Genomic DNA, 20,069 nt, shown 5'->3' on the forward strand with positions numbered 1-20,069 from the left:
AGCCGTACGTGGACGAGAAGGAGTATCGGATTGTTTATACCTCCAAAACAGATCGGAATGAGTTTCTAGATCACCCAATAGATCTGAAGTGGATTGAGAAGATCACTTTGAGCCCATGGATGCCAAAGGCGCTTTACGAGGCATCAAAAGCAACTCTGAAGGAGCTTCCTGATTGTTCAAACCTTAGGGTGGCGCGGTCCACTCTTATTGACAATGAGAGGTGGAAAAACTTCGCATCCTTAGGGCCTTAGGGCTTCCGCTTAGCCGGGACTCATTTCTCGTACCGTGTCGCCTCGCGGTTCCACTTCAGCCCCGTCACCTCGCCCGGCGTGTCGATCACCCCGCAGTACCGCACCTTCGCGACCTTGATCGTCGTCGTGCCGTCGGGGCCCAGGCTCTCGCGGTGGATCACCACGCCGATGTCGGGCTTGTTGGCCCAGTGCGCGGAGTCGGCGATGTCGTAGAGGCTGGGCGTCGGGTAGCGGCCGCTGTCGCGCGCGCGCAGCAGCTTGGCGGGATGGGCCACGACGATCAGGTGGACGCGGTGCTGGTGCGCCATGGCAGGAGATTCCTCGCTTCGCTCGGAATGACGGGGGTGAGGATCGTGCACAGCGAGGCTCATGTCGGGCGGATGCACGTGGTCCATCTCGTTCCACGAGTCGATTACCAGAACGTCGGCGTCGAAGCGGCGCACCGCGGCGGCGGCGCGCTCCAGCACCCGGGCGAGATCGACGTCCTCGCCCGGCACCATGAAGGAGCGGCCGCGATCTGCGCCGCGCTCCCGCCGTGCCCGCGTGAGAGGAGCGCAGCGCGCAGCGGCGGTCGAGTGCGGCATCTGCTCGACGCTGGCGAATCCGGTGCCTGGCCGTGCCGCCAGGCCAGCCGGCTGCAGACCTCGTTGACGACGCCTACACCCCTTCGACGATGCGGATGTCGCGCTCGGCTCCACCGCCGAGCGCGGCCAGGGCTTTCTGGTAGGCCGGGCTGTCATGCGCCGCCTGGGCATGCTGCACGCTGTCGAACTCGATGACCACCGTGCGCTGCTGGAGGCCGGCTTCATAGAGGTGCGTCGGCATTCCCCGCACCAGGATTCGCCCGCCGGCGGCGGTGATCGCCGGGCCGGCGAGCTCGGCATAGGCGGCCAGCGCATCCGGGTTGCTGACCGATCGATACATGGCGACCCAATAGGCTTTGGCCATCGTGACTTTACTCCTCGCGCTGCCTTCATTTGCGCGCAACAGGCTGCGCAAGCGCCGGTGTCACCGCAAGCCCTATCGCAATGGGCACCGTTCGGTAGCATCAACAGGCTGAATCCAAAGGCGCTTCCTCATCATCCCCCCTCCACCGCCCCTCCACCCACGCCATCCGCGGCCGCCAGTCGGTCGTGTCGTCCGCGCCCTTGCCCAGATTGCACGGCCGGCACAGCACCTGGAGGTTGCCCGGGTCGAGCGCCAGCTCGGGGTGGTCGCGGCGCGGCAGGATGTGGTCGACCTGGATGATCGCCTCCGGCCCGGTGGCGCCGCAGCACTGGCAGCGCGGGCCGTGGCGGCGCAGCGTGTCGTAGCGCAGCGTCAGCCATTCGCGCGAGGCGTAGAAGCCGGCGCCGGTCGCGGCGAAGCGCAGCGGCGGCATCGGCGCGTCGCAGGCAGGCTGGCGCTCGACGATGGCGATGCCGTTGTGGCCGCCGAGCAGGCGATAGAACGCGTCGTCGAGCAGCTGCTCCAGCCCGTCGGCCCAGCGCCGCGCCTGCACCTCGACGTCGTAGAACGCGCAGGCCTTGGAGTCGCAGAAGATCGTCGCCAGCCGGCGGCGCGTGTCGTGGGGCAGCGCCGCCAGCACGCGGGCCATGGCGTCGATCTCGCTTCGCAGGCCGCAGCGGCTTTGCAGGCTCACGCCGTCGATCACCACCTCAAGCATCGTTCGTCTCCTGTCTCTCGTAGCGTGTCGCCTCCCGGTTCCAGCGCAGCCCGCTCACCTCGCCCGGCGTGCCGATCACGCCGCAATAGCGCACCTTCGCCACCTTGATCGTGGTCGTGCCCTCGGGCCCCAGGCTCTCGCGGTGCACGACGATGCCGAGCTCCGGCTTGTTGGCCCAATGCGCGGAGTCGGAGATGTCGTAGAGGCTGGGCGTCGGGTAGCGGCCGCTCTCGCGGCTGCGCTGCAGCTTGGCGGGATGCGCCACGACGATCAGGTGCACGCGGTGCTTGCGCGCGAACTTCCTGAACTGCTTGATGGCGAAGCCGGTGTACTCGGTGAGGTTCATGTCGGGCGGACGCACGTGGTCCATCTCGTTCCAGGGGTCGATCACCAGCACGTCGGCATCGAAGCGGCGCACCGCGGCGGCGGCGCGCTCGAGCACCCAGGCGAGATCGACGTCCTCGTCCTCGTCGGGCACCATGAAAGAGAAGCGCTTCTCGATCCACGCATCGGCGGCGGCGAGCTGCGCCTCGGTCATGTCGCGTTCGGCGATGCCGGCGTGGAACGAGCGGAGCGCGCGGCGGTGGTCGAGCTGCGGCAGCTGCTCGAAGCTGGCGAAGCAGGTGTTCCAGCCGTGCCGCCAGGCCAGCCGGCAGCACACCTCGTTGACGAAGCTCGACTTGCCGTGGCCGGGGATGCCGGTCACCACCACCAGATCGCCGCGTCGCGCGCGGTAGTGCTCGTCGAGCCCGGCGACGCCGATCGGCAGCGCCGGCGAGACGTCGGGCGGCGGCAGCTGCGAGAGGCGATGGATGCCGGGCACCGGGTACCACGGCGCATCGCGCAGCGCCTCGCGTACGCCGCGCGCGTCGTGGCGCATCAGCACGTCGTTGAGGTCCTTGCACTCGGGCGGATAGCGCAGCCAGCGGCAGCGCGACTTGCCCAGGCGCAGCGCCAGGTCGGCCAGCAGATTGGCGCCCGGCCCGTCGCCGTCGACGGCGAGGATGATCTGGCGCACATCCTTGAGCAGCGCCTCGGCGGCGTCGAGATAGGCGTATTTGCGACCCGAGTCGTCGGCGCCCAGCGCCTCCATCGGCGCGCCGCCGGGCACGCTGACGGTGCGCGGGAAGCCGCATTGCAGCGCCACCACGGCGTCGAGCTCGCCCTCGGTGACGATCAGCGGCTCCTCGGCGAAGGTCGGATCGGCGAGGCAGTCGACATTCCACAGGATCTGCCGGCCGCCCTTGTCCTGGCTGAAGCGCTTCTCGGCGCCCAGGGTGCGGTACTTGGTGTTCACCTGCCGGCCGCCCTCGAGATAGGGGATGGCGATCCAGTCAGCGCCCAGCCGCGCGCAGGCGCCCACGCCAAGCCTCGCCAGCAGCGCGACGTCGAGATGCCGTCCATCGAGCAGGCCCTGCAGGCGCCCGGTCAAAGGCTCGTACCCCGCCCTTCCATCCGCAGTGGTGGCAGAGCCAGACGGCCCGGTCGCGCTCGATGGTGACGCTGAGGCAGCGCTCGGTGCGGTGTCGTCGGTGTGGGCTGCATCGGGGGCAGAGCGTGCGGTGCGTGCCGTCGCGTTGTTGGCGGACATGGATGCCCTCGCGGATCAGGAGGTCGATGGGGTCGGTCACAGGTTGAAGCCTGGGCTGGCGGCGGTCGGGCCGCGCGGTGGCTTGCGCAGGGCGGCCTCGATCCACTGCACGGCGTCGATCGGACCGGCGCGCTGCGCGGCGCCCAGCACGGCGATCAGCGCCGCATCGCCGTGGTCGCGCCGCCACTTGCCAAGCAGGCTGCGGCATTGGCCGTCGGGCTTGCCGGTCGCACGCTGCAGCCATTGGCGCCCCTGGTTGAAAACCACCGTCGCCGCGTCCGCCGCGGCCGTCTCCGACGGAACGCCGTTCCCTTCCCCTTCCCCTTCCCTTTCCCCTTCCGCTTCAGCATTGCCCTCACGCGTGCCGCACGCGTCGTCCACGGGTGCCGGCAGCGTCGACGGCTTCTCCCTGTTGTTGATCAGCTGATGCCTGGCGAAGCTCGGGATGACGCCGTACGCCGCACCATCCACTGCGTAGCGGCGCACGAAGCCGTGCTTGAGCAGCGCCTCGAGCACGGCGGCGAAGTCGACATCGTCGAAGGGCAGCACGTCGAGCTTCAGTACCAGCGGCTGCCAGCGGAAGCGGCCCTCGCGGTCGGCGGCGCACCACAGGCCGGCGAAGGCCACGCGCAGCGGCAGGCCGCTCTCGCGCTCGGCCGTCCACAGGCCGTGGTGACGGAAGAACTCGGGCTTGATCGTTCGGATACGGGCCATCTGCCACCTCGTCGTCAAAGGACGCGGCGGAGTGAGCCAAAGAAATTTCTGCCGGTAAGCCGGAAATGCCGGAAATCAGGTTTTGCGGGATTTCCGGTCAATCCCGTGCGCCGCGTAGAGCGCGTCGATGCGCTCGCGGATGGTGCTCTGGGCCGGCTCGTTGCCGTATTGCTTCATGAACCAGGCCTGCGCCTTGCGCACGAAATCGGCCTTCCGCTCGGGGAAGCCCTCGTTGTAGGCGGTGGCTCCAGCCCAGCGCGCGAACGCCTCCCAGTCGTACTCGGCCGGCCGCCCGGCGCCGACCCGCGCGCCGCCGGCCCTGGCCGCCACCGTCACGCCATCGAACCGCAGGCGCGGGCCGACCAGCGCGTCCTGGGCGAAGTCGATGTCGAGCGTGGCGATGTCCTCGGGCGAGAGCGTGCGCCGCCGCCCGATGCCTTCGGCCGTCACGACGTGATGGCCGGCCATCAGCACGCGCTTCACGAGCCGCGGCAGGCCGACGGTGAGCCGCAGATAGGCCAGCAGCCGCAGCCGTTCGGCGAAAAGCTCGCAGGCCTCGCGGAACCGCGGCTCGAGGCTGCCATAGACATGCGCGCCGGGATGCTCGCGCCTGACGCCATAGGCGACATGGCGCTGCGCCACCTCGTCGAGGGTGACGGCGGCCACGTCGAAGCGCCACAGATAGCCCGCCGCCTTGCGCCCGATCGGCGCGCCGGCATGGCGGCGGGCGAAGTCCCACAGGCTCCACGGCCCGGCATCGTCGCTCATGCCCGATGCTATCGCCTGCCGGTCGCGGGTGACACCCCGCCGTCATCCTCGGGGCCGTCCGCGGCCCCTGTAGCGCAGCGAGGGATCCAGGTCGGCCGTAGATCCCTCGCTTTGCTCGGGATGACAGCAGTGGCCCGAACGGCACCGCCATTGTAATTGTCCCCGCCGGGGCCTATTTCTACAGCACGGCGACGGGCTTCACGCCGTTGCGCGCGGATCAGAGCCGCCGCAACGTCACCCGCCGTCCCACACGAACACGCACGAAGGCCCGTGATCGCGCTGGAGCTGCCCGGTAGTGCCCGTGGCGGCTGTGCCTGACACCGGATCGACGACCTTCATCTTCTGAACGACGATCGCCTGGCGTCGAGTGCCCGGGAGGCCGACGCGGCAGGGGCCGCGGCGGCACGGGACGCGTCCGCCCGCTTTCGGACGCCTCGGATCGGTGGAGCGAGCCATGAAGGCACACAAGTTCAAGGTCGGCGACTATGTGCGCATCGCCTCGCGCATCGTCTCGGCGGTGCCCCCCGGCCGCTACCAGGTCGTCCGCCTGATGCCGCCGGAGGGCGACCACAACCAGTACCGCGTGCGCTTCGTCGACGACGGCCACGAACGCATGGTCAAGGAGTCCGACCTCAGTTGAGCGCCGCCGACGCCGATTCGATCCGCCGCACGCTGCGCGCCCACCAGGCACCGCATCACGGCCGCAGCGCCGGACAGATCGCCGTCTCGTTCGCCTGCTTCATCGGCCTGTGCGCGCTGATGTACGTCCTGGCCGACATCTCGACCTGGCTGACCTTGGCGCTGGCGCTGCCCGCCGCCGGTTTCGTCGTGCGCATCTTCATCCTGCAGCACGATTGCGGCCACGGCGCGCTGTTCCGCTCGAGGGGGCTCAACGACTGGACCGGCCGGCTGTGCGGGCTGGTGACGCTCACGCCCTACGCCAGCTGGCGGCGCCAGCACGCGCTGCACCACGCCAACTGGAACAACCTCGATCGCCGCGAGAGCGGCGCCGACATCTACTCGACCTGCCTGACGATCGCCGAGTACCGCGCGCTCAAGCCGCTGCGCCGCCTGGGCTACCGGCTGCTGCGCCATCCGCTGATCGCCCTGGTGCTGCTGCCGCCGCTGGTCTTCGTCGCGCTCTACCGCGTGCCGTTCGACACGCCCGCCTCGTGGCGGCGCGAGCGCCTGTCGGTGCACTTCACCAACCTGGCGCTGCTCGCGCTGTTCACGACGATGGGCCTGACCCTGGGCTTCGCCAATGTCGCGCTGGTGCAGCTGCCGATCATGGTCGTCGCGGCGATCATCGGCGTCTGGCTGTTCTCGGTGCAGCACCGCTTCGAGGGCACCCAGTGGTTCCGCCGCGACACCTGGAGCGCGCAGGCGGCCTCGCTGCGCGGCTCGTCCTTTCTGCGCCTGCCCGGCCTGCTGCGCTGGTTCACCGGCAATATCGGCTATCACCACGTCCATCATCTCAACGCGCGCATCCCCAACTACCGGCTGGCCGACTGCCACGACGCCAGCCCGGCGCTGCGGCGGGTGCCGACGCTCGGGCTGGGCGCGGCGCTGCGCTCCAGCGGCTGCTGGCTGTGGGACGAGGAAGGCGGCCGCATGGTGGGCTTCGCCGCGGCGCGCAGGCGGAAATGAAGTACCTCGGCGCGCTTCGCGGCAGCGGCACGCTCGTCTCGCCCGAGGGCACGCTGGGCGACGCCGCCTACGAGATCGACGGCTACCTGCTGAAGCCCGGCGAGATCGCCGCCTCGGGCGAGCTGCGCATGGCGCCGGACGATCTGGCACGCGCCTTCGGCCTGCGCCATCTGCGCCTGCGCACGGAGGACGGGCGCGAGCTCACGGTACGCTTCACCGCGCGCAAGCTGCCGCCGGCCAGCCCCGTCGCCCACGCCGATTTCGGCGGCGACCTGCCGCAAGCCGGCGCCTGGGGCCGCTGAGGTCTTACCTTCCCCCGGAGGGGGAAGGTGGCGCGCAGCGCCGGATGGGGGATGCCTCAACACATCAGGTATCCGTCTTCGACATCCCCCTTCCGCCCTTCGGGCAGCTTCCCCCTCCGGGGGAAGAGAATTCAGCAGCCGGACTTCGCCGCCGTTCGGGCCGCGTCGCTCCAGCGACGCATCATGAGCGCCGCTGGAGCGGCGCGGCCCCAAGACATCCGCCAGATCACATGCGATCGCCCTTCCCCGCCTCCGGGCGCGCTAGCGCGCCCTTGGGGGGAAGGCATGGCCTCACTCGATCACTTCGTCGGCGCGCACGAGGACCGACAGCGGGATCTCGACGCCCAGCGCGCGGGCCGCCTTGAGGTTGACGACCAGCACGTACTCGGTCGGCAGCTCGACCGGCAGGTCGGCCGGCCTGGCGCCCTTGAGGATGCGGTCGGCGAACTGCGCCAGCCGGCGCTCGATTTCCTGCCGGCTGGCGGCGTAGGCCAGCAGCCCGCCCTCCCCGGCGAAGAGCTCCCACGGCGAGGCGGTCGCGATCCGCCGCGCATTGGCCAGGGCGACGGCGTGGCGGCGGCGCATGCTGGGTTGCACGATCAGCGCCCGCACGCCTTCGCGCTCGAAGGCGGCGAAGGCGGCTTCGTAGTCGTCGGACGCCCTGGCGCGCTCGACATGCAGGGTCACGCCGGTCTGGCGCGCCGCGTTCTCGAGCAGCTCCAGGAAATGCACCGTGAACGGATCGCCGTCGTTGGCCAGCACGCCGATGCGGCTCGCGCCGGGCACCGCCTCGCGCACCAGGGAGAGCAGCTTGGCGCTGAGCTCGGGCGTGGCCCCCGCCATGCCGGTGATGTTGCCGCCGGGACGCGACAGCGAGGTGACCAGGCCGGTGCGCACCGGGTCGCCCGAGGCCATGACGATCGGGATCGTGGTCGTGGCCGCGCGCGCGGCGAAGACCGACGGCGTCTGCGTCGCCACGATGACGTCGACCGGCAGGCGCACCAGCTCGGCGGCCAGCGCCGGCAGGCGCTCCGCCTGGCCCGCGGCGGCGCGCACCTCGAAGGCGACGGTGCGGCCCTCGACATGGCCCAGCTTGCGCAGCTCGTTGCGCATGCGCCCGAGCAGCGGCTCGGCGTTGCCGGGGAACAGGAAGCCGATGCTCGGCAACTTGCCGCCCTGCGCCCGCGGCGACGAAGGCAGCGCCGCCAGCGATGCGAGAAGCAGGACACGACGCCTCATCCGATCTCCCCCGCTCCTGCGTTCGGGCCGCGTCGCTCCAGCGACGCATCATGAGCGCCGCTGGAGCGGCGCGGCCCGAACGGCACCGGCAGCGACGCTGCTGACGGTCCGCGGCGTTGTCAACGGCCGCGCCGCTGGCGGAGAATGCCGGCATGGTCGCCAGCGCCGGCTTCGCCGAATTCCTCAAGGAGCAGCTCGAGACGCTGGGCCGCGTCTCGATGCGCCGCATGTTCGGCAAGACCGGCGTGTTCTGCGACGGGGTGATGCTGGGCGTCGTCAGCGACGACACGTTCTATGTCCGCGTCAATGCGCAGAACCGCGCGCTGTTCGCCGAGGCCGCGTCGTCGCCGCCGCTGAACTACGCCAAGGGCGGCAGGCTGATCGAGCTGGCCTTCTGGCGCGTGCCCGAGCGGCTGATCGACGAGCCCGACGAGCTCATCGACTGGGCGCGCGCCGCGCTCGCCGCGGCCCGCCGCGCGGCGACGAAGCGGCGGAAGAAATGAGTCCCTTCCCCCGGAGGGGGAAGGTGCCCGAAGGGCGGAAGGGGGATGTCGAAGACGGACATCGGTTTCGTTGAGGCATCCCCCATCCGGCGCTGCGCGCCACCTTCCCCCTCCGGGGGAAGATATCGGAGCGAGGAGCCCGTCCCTGGATCCCTCGCTGCGCTCCAGGGCCGCGGACGGCCCCGAGGATGACAGGTGGGTCCGATCGACCGCCCAATGCTTACAGATGCTGCAGCTTGTTCTCGGTGCCCAGCAGGTGGCGGCCGACCATCTCGAGGTGGGGCGGCAGGGCCTGCAAATGCTGGCTGGCGCTCATGGCGTCGCGGAAGCGGCGCTCGAAGGGCTGGGCGTCGAGGATCGCCGTGGTGCCGGCGGCGCGGTAGGAGGCGATCGACACGTCGGTGGCGGCGTTCATGCCCCAGGTGGTCGCGAGCCGCAGGCGGACGCGCCGGTCGGTGTCGAGCGTGCCCGAAGCCGCCGCGTCGTAGGCCTGCACCAGCGCCTCGTGCAGGAAGGCGCGCGCGGCGGAGAGCTTGGCTTCGAGATTGGCGATCTCGCGCTGGATGGCGTCGTTGCGCGCCATGATGCTGGTAGCGGCGCGGCTCTGCTTGCCGCGCGCCAGCTCGATATAGGTTTCCAGCATGCGCCGCCCGACGCCCAGGGTGACGGCGCAGAAGCCGGTGGCGTAGAGCAGGGTCGACATGATGGTGTAGAGCGGCCCGCTCTCGCGGCGCTCCTCCAGCGCCTCGCGCGCCGGCGCCCAGCCGTCGGGCACGAAGAGGTCGCTCACCGTGTAGGTGTCCGAGCCGGTGCCGCGCAGGCCCAGCACGTACCAGTCGTCGGTGATCTGCGCATCGCTGCGCCTGAAGACGAAGCTGCGATCGTCGGGCCTGCCGTAGAGCATGCGCGGCGTGCCGTCGGGGTTCTGCACCGCGCTGTGCGCGCCGAGATAGTTGGTGTGGCGTCCGCCGCTGGCGAAGCTCCAGGTGCCGCTCAGGCGATAGCCGCCCTCGACGCGGATCGCCTTGCTCATGTTGTGCCGCGCGCCCCAGGCCAGGCCCTCGCGCGCGCTGCCGAAGGCGGTCATCGCCGCCTCGCGCGACATCGCCGCCGCCGAGGTCGCCGAGGAGACGTTGGACTGGTTGACGAACCAGGCGACGCTCGCGTCCGCCCAGGCCAGTTGCTCGCAGGCCTTGCAGTAGTCGAGCAGGTGGATCTCCTGGCCGCCGAGGGATTTCGGCAGCAGCAGGCGCAGCATGTCGGCGGCGAACAGCGCCTCGACCACCTCCGGTGTCAGCTCGCGGCGGCGATCCATCTCCGCGCCGTGCGCGTCGAGCAATGGCTGCAGGTCGCGGGCGCGCGCCTCGGCGGTCTTCATCGGCTCTCCCCTGCTCCTGCCGCCCATGCTGTAGGATGGCGCGACCATAAGACAGCGGGAGGAGGCAAGAGGCCATGCCCATCGCAGCAAAGTACCTGTTCATCGTCAGCATGGATGTCGCGCCGGAGAAGGAGGCGCTGTTCAACGAGATCTACGACGAGCATGTCGCTTTCATCAAAGCCGTGCCCGGCGTGCACGGCGTCACGCGCTGGAAGACCGAGCCGGCCGCCTTCGTCATCGCCGGCGAGATCAAGCCGATCGATGGCGCCGGCATGGCGCGCTACACCGCGCTCTACGAGCTCGACAGCCCGGACATCCTGGTGAGCAAGGCATGGGGCGAGGCGTCGGAAAAAGGCCGCTGGGCCGCCGAGATCCGCCCGCACACGTTCAACCGCAGCCACGTGGTGCGCAAGGCGGTGTGACTCTTCACTCCCTCTCCCCGCCTGCGGGGAGAGGGTCGGGGTGAGGGGCTGTATCCAGTGGCGCACGATCGCCGTGCGCAACCTTGCTCAACCCTCACCACCCCTCTCGCCGGCTGACCGGGCCGCACGAGCGATCGTCATGAGCGCGCCTTCGACGTTGCCCAGAACCTCGTTGTTCCATAGCCGCAGAATGCGATAGCCGGCCTCGCTGATCGCCGCGTCGCGCCGTTCATCATACGCGCTGTCGGCGTGCTGTCCGCCGTCGAGTTCGACGACCAGCTTGGCGTCGCGGCAGACGAAGTCGGCGAAGTATGGGCCGATCGGCTCCCGCCGCACAAATTTCAGGCCATCGAGTTGTCGGCCGCGCAACGCCGCCCAAAGAATGCGCTCGGCATCGGTGGAGTCGCGGCATAGCCGTCGTGAACGCGTAGTTCGTGCCAAATAGGCGCCGCGGAGGATGCGCATGCCGGCATGATACGCGAGTCGCAGTTCTCTTCCATGAACCGACGGTTGTACGTCACCTCGAACAGCCCCTCACCCCAACCCTCTCCCCGCATGCGGGGAGAGGGAGGTCAGATGAACATGTCGCGCTGATTGTAGTTGAGCAGCAGCGTGCGGCGCGTGGTCTCGTTGAAGCGGTTAGCGTCCTCGCGGCCGGCGAGCGGCTTGTAGACATAGGCCTGCTCATGCGGGAAGCGCTGCCGGCGCGCATCAATGGCCAGCAGGATGATGCGGCAGCGTTCGTCGATGCGCGCCTGGTCGTAGGTTTCCATCGCGCCGTGCAGGCGGCGCGCGGTGACATTCAGCACGCGCTTGCGCGGGAAGAAGCCGGCGTTGAGCGTGATGCGCCGATCGGGCGAGGAGTTGGCGAAGGAGCCGTGCAGCAGCTGGCGGTTGGTGACGATCGTGTCGCCCGCGTCGCACAGCATCGGCACCGCGCCCTCGATGCGCTCGGAGCCGGCCTCGGCGACCTTGCGGCGGATGTCGGCCTTGCCGAGCTTGTGGCTGCCCGGCAGCACCCACACGCCGTTGCCGGCGGTGCTGGGATAGAGCTGGGTCATGAAGTTGAAGCCGTGCGCGCCCTCATCCCAGTCGGGCGCGTTCCAGTGCGTCGTGCCGTCCTGGTGCCAGGCGACCGACGGCCCGAGCCCCGGCTCCTTCACGAACGTCACCTCGTTGTAGGGCACGAAATCGTCGCCGAGGATCGAGGCGGCGACGCCCAGCAGGCCGGGATGGCCGTAGAGCCGCAGGCACTCGTCTATCAGGTGCAGATTGCCGTCGAGCAGCTCGACCACCCATTCGGGATCGTCCTGGCCCGGCTCGGGCTGCTGCATCTGCACCGGATGGCGGCCGTTGTTCTTGTCGGTGCCGCCGACGGGATCGCTGAGCGGCCGTGCGATCTTGTAGGGCGGCTTGATGATGCCCTCGCCCAGGGCCGGCCGGCCGAAGCGATCGAGCGCCGCGCCCGGCGCGACGGGCGCCCGCGCCAGCACGCCATCGACGGCTTCGCGCAATTCGGCCAGCTCCTCGGCACCGACCACGCCCTCGAAGACGTAGAAGCCGTGCGTCCAGTACGACTCCAGAATCTCCGGCACGAGCCTGCCGTCGGTGCCGAAGCGGATCGGCCCCCGGTTGCCCAGCGCCCGCGCCCGTGCCTCGCCGGCGCGACTGTAGACGGCCATCGCGCGGGCATGCTCGGCGGCGGTCAGCGGCGCGGTCCCGGTCATCGCCATTGAAAGCTCTCCATCACCAACGCCCTACCTTCCCCCGGAGGGGGAAGGTGCCCGAAGGGCGGAAGGGGGATGCCTCAACAGAGTCGGTGTCCGTCTTCGACATCCCCCATCCGGCGCTTCGCGCCACCTTCCCCCTCCGGGGGAAGGTAAGATCAGCCGCGCAGCACCTTGCCGGCCTTCGCCTCGTGCAGCGTGCCCTGCTCCCAGGTCACGGCGCCGTTGACGATGGTGTACTCGACGCCTTTCGACGGCATGACGATGCGCTTGGCGCCGCCGGGCAGGTCGTAGCGGCGCTCGCCGTGGTTGGTCGAGCCGATGCGCCCGGCATCAAAGATCGCCACGTCCGCCGGCGCGCCCTTGGCCAGCCGGCCGCGATCCTTCAGGCCGAACAGATCGGCCGGGTCGGAGGTCAGCTTGCGCACGCCCTCCTCGAGCGTGATCGCCTGCTTCTCGCGCACCCAGGTGCCCAGCAGGTAGGTCGGGTAGCCGGCGTCGCACAGCATGTCGACATGCGCGCCGCCGTCGCCCAGCGCCATCAGGATCGCGTTGTTGTTGAGCAGCTCGCGCATGCGGTCCTCGCGCGTGTTCCACGAGGCCATGGTCAGCTCGCATTCGAGATTGTCGGCCAGCACCAGGTCGAGGAAGGCATCGACGCCGTCCTTGCCCTGCTCCTGCGCGATCTCAGCCACCGACTTGCCTTCGAGCGACTTCAGCGCCGGGTTCTTCACCGCGTAGACGCCGATGCGGCCCCAGTTGCTGAAGCCCGTCGGGTTCTTGAGGTTCTCGCGGAACTCGTTGCGGAACGCGGGATCGGCGTAGACCGTCTTGTGCGCCTGTGGCGACATGTCGGCGAAGACCCGCTTCCACGCCGGGAAGGCGGCGAAGGCGAAGGGGTTCTTCATGTCGACCTCGCGCGTCAGCGGCAGCGGCGAGGTCTGCGGACGGGCGCCCTTCGCCACCTGCGGCGCGCAGCGGCGCAGGGTGTCGCGCACCGCCTCGGGGATGTCGTCGCGGTCGAACAGCGCGATGAAGGTCACCGGCCGGCCGCTCTCCTCCAGCAGGAAGTCGAGCAGGTCGCACTGGTCCTGCTCGAGCACGCCGACCTGGCGGGTGAGCGCGATCTCGATGGCGCCCTTGCCGCGCCGCTTGAGCTGGTTGGCGTAGGCCTTCATCTCCTCGCGGCTGGCGTTGCGGCAGGCCAGCGGCTTGCCCTCGAAGCCCATGTGCTGGTTGAGCGTCGTGCTGGAGAAGCCCAGCGCGCCGGCATCGACCGCCTCGCCGATCAGCCGGGCGATCTCGGCCGTCTCCTCGGCGTTGGCGGCGCGCTCCATCGAGGCCTCGCCCATGACGTAGTGGCGGAACGGCGTGAGCGGCGCGATGAAGGCGAGGTTCAGCGACGGCTGGCGCGCGGCGGCGGCGTCCATGAACTCAGGGAACGTCTCCCAGTCCCAGGTGATGCCCTTGTTGAGCACGTCGAAGGGAATGCCCTCGACGTTCACCAGGTCCTTCATCGCGATCTCGCGGGTTTGCGGCTTGCACGGCGCGATGCCGACGCCGCAATTGCCCATCACGACAGACGTCACGCCGTGCCACGACGAGGGCGTCACCGCGCCGTCCCAGCAGATCTGCGCGTCGTAATGCGTGTGCGGATCGACGAAGCCCGGCGTCACCACCAGCCCGTGCGCGTCGATGGTGCGCTTGGCGCCTTCCGTGACCTTGCCGATCTCCGCGACCTTGCCGTCGGCGATGGCGACATCGGCCTGGTAGCGCCGAGCGCCCGTGCCGTCGACCACGGTGCCGTTCTTGATGACGACGTCGTAGCTCATGGTCTCCTCCCTGAAGGAACCGCGGCGACAGGGTAGCATCATCGGCTGAGCCGCAACGGCGCGCTCACGCATACCTCCTGCGCCGGGATCGCTCAGCCGACCCGCTCCAGCGAGCCGACGATGTGATGCCCCAGCCGTTCCGCCGGACCGGGCAACGGGCTTGCCGTCATCAGCGCGATCTCCGCGTCGGGCAGCGCGGGCAGGCCCGAGTTGCGGCCGAGCACCTTGAAGCCGGCGGGCACCATGCCGGCGGGCAGCACGGTGACGCCAAGCCCGGCGCGCACGGCGGCCTGGGCTCCGGCCAGCGAGGTCGAAGTGTAGGCGACGCGCCAGACGCGTCCGGCCTCGTCGAGCGCCCGCAGCGCACGCCGACGATAGACGCAGGGATGCGGCGAGACGACGAGCGGCAACTCGTGCGTCGAATCGGTGAAGGCCCCGATCTGATCGGTGGCGCAGGTCCAGACCAGGGGCTCGCGCCAGACACGCACGCCGGCGCTCGGTCCCATGGGCTCGCGCTTGATCAGGACCAGGTCGAACTCGCCGGCCTGGAAGCGATCGATCAGGTGCAGCGTGAGATCGGTCGTCACTTCCAGGACAACCTTGGGATGCGCGCGCACGAACGCCGCCAGCACGCCCGGCAGGTGGGTGGTGGCGAAATCCTCGGGCGTGCCCAGGCGCACCCGGCCGGCCACGTTGGGCTCGGTGAGTCGGCCGACCGCCTCTTCGGCGAGCGCGAGGATGCGACGCCCGTAGCCGAGCAAAGTCTCGCCATCCCCGGTCAGCCGGAAGCTGCGGGGGCTGCGCTCGATCAGGCGGCAGCCGAGCGCCTCCTCCAGGCGCTTGATCTGCAGGCTGATGGTCGGCTGGCTCAGCCGCAGCCGTTCGCCGGCGCGCGTCAGGCTGCCGGCATCGGCGGCGGCGATGAACGTGCGCAGCAGATCGTGGTCCAGAGCGGGGCGCATGCGGTCATCATTGTGATACTTGATGACTAATACAAACAATATTTATTTTCCTAATCTATATCAACTCGCATATACGGCTCAACCCTTTGAAAGCCCTGCATGACGCTCCTCGAACTCGCCGCCACGAACCTCCTGTCCCCTGCCGTTCTCTGCTTCGCGCTGGGTGCCTTCGCCGTGCTCGTGCGCTCCGATCTGCGCCTCCCGGACACCGCCGTCTCGATGCTGTCGATGTACCTGATGCTGGCGATCGGCCTGAAGGGCGGGGTCGAGCTGTCGGGGCGGCCGGTCGGCGATCTGGCGGCGCCGGTCGCGGGCGCGCTGGCGCTGGGCTTCGCGATTCCCCTGTGGTGCTACGCCCTGCTCCGCCGCGTCCTCGGGCTCCCGATAGCCGACGCAGCGGCGATGGCGGCGCATTACGGTTCGGTCTCCGCCGTCACTTTCGCCGCCGTGACGGCCCTGCTCGATCGTCAGGGCATGGCCTACGAGGGCTATGCGGCGGCGTTGCTGGCGATCATGGAAGTACCCGCCATCGTCGTCGCGATCGTCCTCGCCGGCGTCGCCACTCTCGCGCCGCGCGTGATCGCGGCGGGCGGCGGCGCGGGCGTCCTGACGGGATCGCCAGGCCCGGCCGGGGCGAGCGGACTGTCGAGGGTGCTGGCCGAAACCCTGTCGTCGAAGAGCATCCTGCTGCTGGCCGGGGGCCTGCTCATCGGCGCGCTCGCCGGGCCGGCCGGCATGGCGAAGGCCAAGCCCTTCTTCGTCGATCTCTTTCCCGGCGCGCTCTGCCTCTTCCTGCTCGCGCTGGGCCAGCTGGCGGCGAGCAAGCTCGGCGATTTCCGGCAAGTCGGCGTGAAGCTTGCCGCCTTCGCCGTCGCCATGCCCGTCCTGCACGCGGCGCTGGGTGTCGCGATCGCGCATCTCGCCGGCCTCTCGCAAGGCGGCGCGGTGATCCTGGCTACGCTGGCGGCGAGCGCGTCCTACATCGCGGCGCCCGCCGCCGTGCGCCTGGCGCTGCCGGATGCCAATCCCGGGTACTATCTGACGTGCTCGCTGGCGATCACCTTCCCCTTCAACATCGTCGCCGGCCTGCCTCTTTACAGCGCGATGGCGGCGTGGCTCTACGGCTGACATCGCTGCAGCGGTGCCATGCGATTCCGGGCGGGAAGATGGTCGCGAATCGGCCGGGTCGGGCCCGCATCAATGTTTTACACGCGCCAAACGAGTCGCCACTATAGTCCTGTGGGTTTGGGTCCCTAGGGAGAGGGCCCAGCAATTTCCAAGCGGGACCGAACGATGAACGACGTAAGGTATAGCGCGCCCAGTACGCTGGACGAGGCGTCCAAGGCCATGCTGGCGGCCAACGGCACGGGGCGCATCCTGGCCGGCGGCACGGATCTTCTGGTGCAGATGCGCTCGGGCATGCAGAAGCCCGGCGTGATCGTCGACATCAAGAAGATCGACGAGATGATGGACATCAAGGACCTGGGCGGCGGCTCCTTCCGCATCGGTGCGGCGGTCAGCGGCGCGATCCTCGGCGAGCACAAGGCGCTGAAGGCGGCCTGGCCGGGCGTGGTCGAGGCCATCAACCTGATCGGCTCGAAGCAGATCCAGGGCCGCGCCTCGGCCGGCGGCAATCTGTGCAACGCCTCGCCGGCGGCCGACAGCGGCCCGGCGCTGGTCGCCGCGGGCGCCGTGCTCTCCATCCACGGCCCCAACGGACGGCGCGAGATCCCGGTCGAGAAGCTGCATGCCGGCCCCGGCCGCACCACGCTGGCGCCCGGCGAGATCCTGGTCAGCTTCACCCTGCCGGCGCGGCCCAAGGGCTCGAGCGACGCCTATCTGCGCCTGATCCCGCGCACCGAGATGGACATCGCAGTGGTCGGCGTCGGCGTCAGCCTCACCATCGCCGGCGGCAAGTGCACGGCGGCGCGTGTCGGCCTGGGCGCCGTGGCGCCCACCGTGCTGCTGGTCGAGGATGCGGCCAAGGCACTCATCGGCTCGTCGCTCGACGAGGCGGCGCTGGAGAAGGCGGCGGCCGCCTGCCGCGCGGCCTGCAAGCCGATCAACGACAAGCGCGGCACCATCGAATACCGCACCAAGATCGCCGGCGTGCTGCTCAAGCGCAGCACCGCGATCGCCATCGAGCGCGCGAAGGGAAATTGATCATGGCCAAGATGCACATCTCCACCACGATCAACGGGGAGCCGACCGAGTTCCTCTGCGATCCCTCGCAGTCGCTGCTCGACGTGCTGCGCGACAACCTCGGGCTGACCGGCAGCAAGGAAGGCTGCGGCTCGGGCGATTGCGGCGCCTGCTCGATCACGCTGGACGATCGCCTGGTCTGCTCCTGCCTGGTGCTGGCGCCGGAAGCCGAGGGCAAGAAGATCGAGACAGTCGAGGGCATCGCCCAGGGCGACCAGCTGCACCCGCTGCAGAAGAAGTTCGTCGAGTTCGCCGCCCTGCAGTGCGGCATCTGCACGCCGGGCTTCCTCATCGCGTCCAAGGCGCTCTTGGCCAAGAACCCCAATCCGACAGAGACCGAGGTGCGCTTCGGGCTCGCCGGCAATCTCTGTCGCTGCACCGGTTACGACAAGATCATCCGCGCGGTCATGGAAGTGGCCGCCGAAATGAGAGGAGCCGCCCGATGAGCACCGGCCAAGGAAACAGCGGAAAGTACAAGTGGATCGGCACCCGCGTCGATCGTCCCGACGGCGCCGACAAGGTGACCGGCCGCGCCCGCTTCGGCGCCGACTTCAACATGCCCGGCCAGCTGATCGGCCGCGTGCTGCGCAGCCCGCACGCGCATGCCCTGATCAAGTCGATCGACACCTCGGCGGCCGAGAAACTGGCCGGCGTCAAGGCGGTGATCACCGCCCAGGACCTGCCGGAGCAGCCCAACGTCATCGTGCCGGCGGGCGAGATGCAGGTGAACCTGCGCGACATCACCCGCAACATCCTGGCGCGCGAGAAGGTGCTGTTCGAAGGCCACCCGATCGCCGCCGTCGCCGCGACCTCGGACGCGATCGCCCGCCAGGCGGTCGAGCTGATCAAGGTCGAGTACGAGGTGCTGCCGCACGTCATCGACGTCGCCGAGGCGATGAAGCCCGACGCGCCGGTGCTGCATGACCACCTCATCACCGAGGGCGTCAAGCCGCCGCCGACCAAGGCGTCGAACATCGCCAAGCGCATGGACAACGCCAAGGGCGACATCGAGGCCGGCTGGAAGCAGGCCGAGGTGACGATCGAGCGCGAGTACACCACCCAGGCCGTGCACCAGGGCTATATCGAGCCGCACGCCTGCCTCGCCAGCGCTGCCGAGGACGGCCAGGTGCAGCTGTGGTCGACGACGCAGGGCCACTTCCAGGTGCGCGGCTTCGTCAGTCGCCTGCTGGGCATCGAGACCTCGCAGATCCGCGTCACGCCCAGTGAGATCGGCGGCGGCTTCGGCGGCAAGACCGTGGTCTATCTCGAGCCGATCGCCGTGCGCCTGTCGCAGAAATCCGGCAAGCCGGTGAAGATGGTAATGACCCGCGAGGAGGTGTTCCGCGCCTCGGGTCCCGCCCCCGGCGGTACCGTGCGCGTCAAGCTCGGCGCCCGCAAGGACGGCACCATCGTCGCGGCCGAGTGCGAGATCGCGCTGCAGGCCGGCGCCTTCCCGGGCTCGCCGCTCGGGCCGGCGTGCTGGACCAGCTTCGCCTGCTACGACATCCCCAACATCAAGGTCGTCGGCTTCGACGTGGTGAGCAACCGGCCCAAGGTCGCCGCCTACCGCGCCCCGGGCGCGCCGATCTCGGCCTGGGGTGTCGAGTCGACGCTCGACATCCTGGCGCAGGAGCTGGGCATGGATCCCATCGAGCTGCGCCTGAAGAACGCGGCCAAGAAGGGCACCAAGACCAGCTACGGCCCGACCTTCGACACCATCGGCTTCGTCGAGACGCTCGAGGCGATCAAGAACTCGGCGCACTACAAGACGCCGCCCAAGCCGGGCTATGCCCGTGGCGTCGCCGCCGGCTTCTGGTTCAACGTCGGCGCCGATTCGAGCGCCGCCGCGCACGTCGCCGAGGACGGCACGGTCACGGTGATCTCGGGCAACCCCGACATCGGCGGCTCGCGCGCCTCGCTCGCCCTGATGGCGGCCGAGGAGCTTGGCGTCGACTACGAGAAGGTGCGGCCGGTGATCGCCGACACCTCCTCGATCGGCTTCAACTTCGTCACCGGCGGCAGCCGCGTCACCTTCGCCACCGGTCTCGCGGTGGTGAACTCGGTGCGCGACATGATCCGCGAGCTGAAGGTGCGCGCCGCCAAGACCTGGGGCGTCGATCCCGACGCCGTGGTCTGGGAGGACGGCATGGCCAAGCCCGCCGGCTCCAATGTCGGCGAGTTCGAGCCGCTGTCGCTGGCGCAGCTTGCGGCCACCGCGGGCAAGACCGGCGGCCCGATCAACGGCCATGCGCAGCTCAACGCGCAGGGCGCCGGTCCGGGCTTCGGCGTGCACGTCGTCGATCTGAAGGTCGATCGCGACACCGGCTGCGTGCACATCGACCGCTATACCGCGGCGCAGGACGTCGGCACGGCGATCCATCCGAGCTACGTCGAGGGCCAGATCCAGGGCGGCGCCGTGCAGGGCATCGGCTGGGCGCTGAACGAGGAGTACATCTACAACGCCAAGGGCCGCCTCGATAACGCGGGCTTCCTGGACTACCGCATGCCGGTGGCCTCGGACCTGCCGATGATCGACGCGCTCGTGGTCGAGGTGCCCAACCCGCACCACCCCTATGGCGTGCGCGGCGTCGGCGAGGTGCCGATCGTGCCGCCGCTCGCCGCCGTCGGCAACGCGGTGGCGCGCTCGATCAACATCCGCATGACCGACCTGCCGCTGTCGCCGCCCCGCCTCTCGGCGGCGATCGACGCCGCCACGCCGAAGATGGCGGCGGAGTAAGGCTGCAGCCTTTTCAACGAAGCCGCCCCGCCGCAGGGTGGGGCGGCTTTTTTCGTGCCGTCATCCTGAGCGAAGCGAAGGATCTCGCGGTATCGCGGTCACAAGGATGCATGGTGTACGGTCGCTCC

At 69.6% G+C, this 20,069-nt stretch carries 21 protein-coding genes; 9 read left to right on the top strand and 12 right to left on the bottom strand.

What is annotated here, in order from left to right:
* Nucleotides 1–271 precede the first annotated feature (271 nt).
* The 6 genes from KF889_08005 to KF889_08030 all read right to left on the bottom strand — a co-directional run bounded on the left by KF889_08005 (nucleotide 272) and on the right by KF889_08030 (nucleotide 4,990).
* A complete protein-coding gene (locus KF889_08005) occupies nucleotides 272–835 on the bottom strand; it encodes a hypothetical protein (GenBank protein ID MBX3499370.1) in 564 nt (187 codons plus the stop codon).
* A 73-nt stretch (nucleotides 836–908) separates the two neighbouring features.
* Nucleotides 909–1,199: a DUF1330 domain-containing protein gene (locus KF889_08010; GenBank protein ID MBX3499371.1), complete on the bottom strand. Its 291-nt coding sequence runs from the start codon at nucleotides 1,197–1,199 to the stop codon at nucleotides 909–911.
* Nucleotides 1,200–1,299: 100 nt separating this feature from the next.
* Nucleotides 1,300–1,917, bottom strand: coding sequence for an HNH endonuclease (locus tag KF889_08015; protein ID MBX3499372.1), 618 nt, complete (start codon nucleotides 1,915–1,917; stop codon nucleotides 1,300–1,302).
* Complete coding sequence (locus tag KF889_08020) at nucleotides 1,910–3,349, bottom strand: AAA family ATPase (GenBank protein MBX3499373.1); 1,440 nt, start codon at nucleotides 3,347–3,349, stop codon at nucleotides 1,910–1,912. The genes KF889_08015 and KF889_08020 overlap by 8 nt, the downstream gene beginning before the upstream one ends.
* Nucleotides 3,350–3,544: 195 nt before the next feature.
* Complete coding sequence (locus tag KF889_08025; GenBank protein ID MBX3499374.1) at nucleotides 3,545–4,222, bottom strand: hypothetical protein; 678 nt, start codon at nucleotides 4,220–4,222, stop codon at nucleotides 3,545–3,547.
* 75 nt (nucleotides 4,223–4,297) lie between these two features.
* Entirely contained in the window at nucleotides 4,298–4,990 is a 693-nt protein-coding gene (locus KF889_08030; protein MBX3499375.1) for a hypothetical protein, read from the bottom strand.
* Nucleotides 4,991–5,444: 454 nt separating this feature from the next.
* Here KF889_08030 and KF889_08035 point away from each other — a divergent pair, with 454 nt between their 5' ends.
* The 3 genes from KF889_08035 to KF889_08045 all read left to right on the top strand — a co-directional run bounded on the left by KF889_08035 (nucleotide 5,445) and on the right by KF889_08045 (nucleotide 6,939).
* Complete coding sequence (locus KF889_08035; GenBank protein ID MBX3499376.1) at nucleotides 5,445–5,630, top strand: DUF1918 domain-containing protein; 186 nt, start codon at nucleotides 5,445–5,447, stop codon at nucleotides 5,628–5,630.
* 119 nt (nucleotides 5,631–5,749) lie between these two features.
* Nucleotides 5,750–6,637: a fatty acid desaturase gene (locus tag KF889_08040; protein ID MBX3499377.1), complete on the top strand. Its 888-nt coding sequence runs from the start codon at nucleotides 5,750–5,752 to the stop codon at nucleotides 6,635–6,637.
* On the top strand, nucleotides 6,634–6,939 hold the full coding sequence (locus tag KF889_08045; GenBank protein MBX3499378.1) for a hypothetical protein: 306 nt from the start codon (nucleotides 6,634–6,636) through the stop codon (nucleotides 6,937–6,939). The genes KF889_08040 and KF889_08045 overlap by 4 nt, the downstream gene beginning before the upstream one ends.
* Nucleotides 6,940–7,230: 291 nt before the next feature.
* Here the strand turns inward: KF889_08045 and KF889_08050 are convergent, their stop codons facing one another.
* The gene (locus KF889_08050; GenBank protein MBX3499379.1) at nucleotides 7,231–8,178 is read right to left on the bottom strand and encodes an ABC transporter substrate-binding protein; all 948 of its coding nucleotides are present in this window, start codon (nucleotides 8,176–8,178) and stop codon (nucleotides 7,231–7,233) included.
* 152 nt (nucleotides 8,179–8,330) lie between these two features.
* Between KF889_08050 and KF889_08055 the strand changes: the two genes are divergently transcribed.
* The gene (locus KF889_08055) at nucleotides 8,331–8,681 is read left to right on the top strand and encodes a TfoX/Sxy family protein (GenBank protein ID MBX3499380.1); all 351 of its coding nucleotides are present in this window, start codon (nucleotides 8,331–8,333) and stop codon (nucleotides 8,679–8,681) included.
* 220 nt (nucleotides 8,682–8,901) lie between these two features.
* Here the strand turns inward: KF889_08055 and KF889_08060 are convergent, their stop codons facing one another.
* Nucleotides 8,902–10,059: an acyl-CoA dehydrogenase family protein gene (locus KF889_08060; protein ID MBX3499381.1), complete on the bottom strand. Its 1,158-nt coding sequence runs from the start codon at nucleotides 10,057–10,059 to the stop codon at nucleotides 8,902–8,904.
* Between the two features lie 74 nt (nucleotides 10,060–10,133).
* Here KF889_08060 and KF889_08065 point away from each other — a divergent pair, with 74 nt between their 5' ends.
* A complete protein-coding gene (locus KF889_08065; protein MBX3499382.1) occupies nucleotides 10,134–10,481 on the top strand; it encodes a hypothetical protein in 348 nt (115 codons plus the stop codon).
* 87 nt (nucleotides 10,482–10,568) lie between these two features.
* Here KF889_08065 and KF889_08070 read toward each other — a convergent pair whose 3' ends face one another.
* The 4 genes from KF889_08070 to KF889_08085 form a co-directional block, all read right to left on the bottom strand.
* Complete coding sequence (locus KF889_08070) at nucleotides 10,569–10,946, bottom strand: DUF559 domain-containing protein (GenBank protein MBX3499383.1); 378 nt, start codon at nucleotides 10,944–10,946, stop codon at nucleotides 10,569–10,571.
* Nucleotides 10,947–11,053: 107 nt separating this feature from the next.
* Nucleotides 11,054–12,214, bottom strand: a complete 1,161-nt coding sequence (locus KF889_08075) for a phytanoyl-CoA dioxygenase family protein (GenBank protein MBX3499384.1) — start codon at nucleotides 12,212–12,214, stop codon at nucleotides 11,054–11,056.
* A gap of 152 nt (nucleotides 12,215–12,366) precedes the next feature.
* Nucleotides 12,367–14,040, bottom strand: coding sequence for an amidohydrolase family protein (locus tag KF889_08080; protein MBX3499385.1), 1,674 nt, complete (start codon nucleotides 14,038–14,040; stop codon nucleotides 12,367–12,369).
* Nucleotides 14,041–14,132: 92 nt separating this feature from the next.
* Nucleotides 14,133–15,002: a LysR family transcriptional regulator gene (locus KF889_08085; protein ID MBX3499386.1), complete on the bottom strand. Its 870-nt coding sequence runs from the start codon at nucleotides 15,000–15,002 to the stop codon at nucleotides 14,133–14,135.
* A gap of 99 nt (nucleotides 15,003–15,101) precedes the next feature.
* Between KF889_08085 and KF889_08090 the strand changes: the two genes are divergently transcribed.
* The 4 genes from KF889_08090 to KF889_08105 all read left to right on the top strand — a co-directional run bounded on the left by KF889_08090 (nucleotide 15,102) and on the right by KF889_08105 (nucleotide 19,941).
* Nucleotides 15,102–16,130, top strand: a complete 1,029-nt coding sequence (locus KF889_08090) for a sodium-dependent bicarbonate transport family permease (GenBank protein MBX3499387.1) — start codon at nucleotides 15,102–15,104, stop codon at nucleotides 16,128–16,130.
* 165 nt (nucleotides 16,131–16,295) lie between these two features.
* Nucleotides 16,296–17,165: a xanthine dehydrogenase family protein subunit M gene (locus tag KF889_08095; GenBank protein ID MBX3499388.1), complete on the top strand. Its 870-nt coding sequence runs from the start codon at nucleotides 16,296–16,298 to the stop codon at nucleotides 17,163–17,165.
* A 2-nt stretch (nucleotides 17,166–17,167) separates the two neighbouring features.
* On the top strand, nucleotides 17,168–17,650 hold the full coding sequence (locus KF889_08100; protein ID MBX3499389.1) for a (2Fe-2S)-binding protein: 483 nt from the start codon (nucleotides 17,168–17,170) through the stop codon (nucleotides 17,648–17,650).
* Nucleotides 17,647–19,941 (top strand): xanthine dehydrogenase family protein molybdopterin-binding subunit, encoded by a 2,295-nt coding sequence (locus tag KF889_08105; GenBank protein ID MBX3499390.1) that lies wholly within the window; start codon nucleotides 17,647–17,649, stop codon nucleotides 19,939–19,941. Before KF889_08100 ends, KF889_08105 begins: the two co-directional genes overlap by 4 nt.
* Nucleotides 19,942–20,069 lie beyond the last annotated feature (128 nt).

Source organism: Alphaproteobacteria bacterium, assembly GCA_019635875.1.
In the GTDB taxonomy this organism is placed as follows: Bacteria; Pseudomonadota; Alphaproteobacteria; order Reyranellales; family Reyranellaceae; genus JAFAZJ01.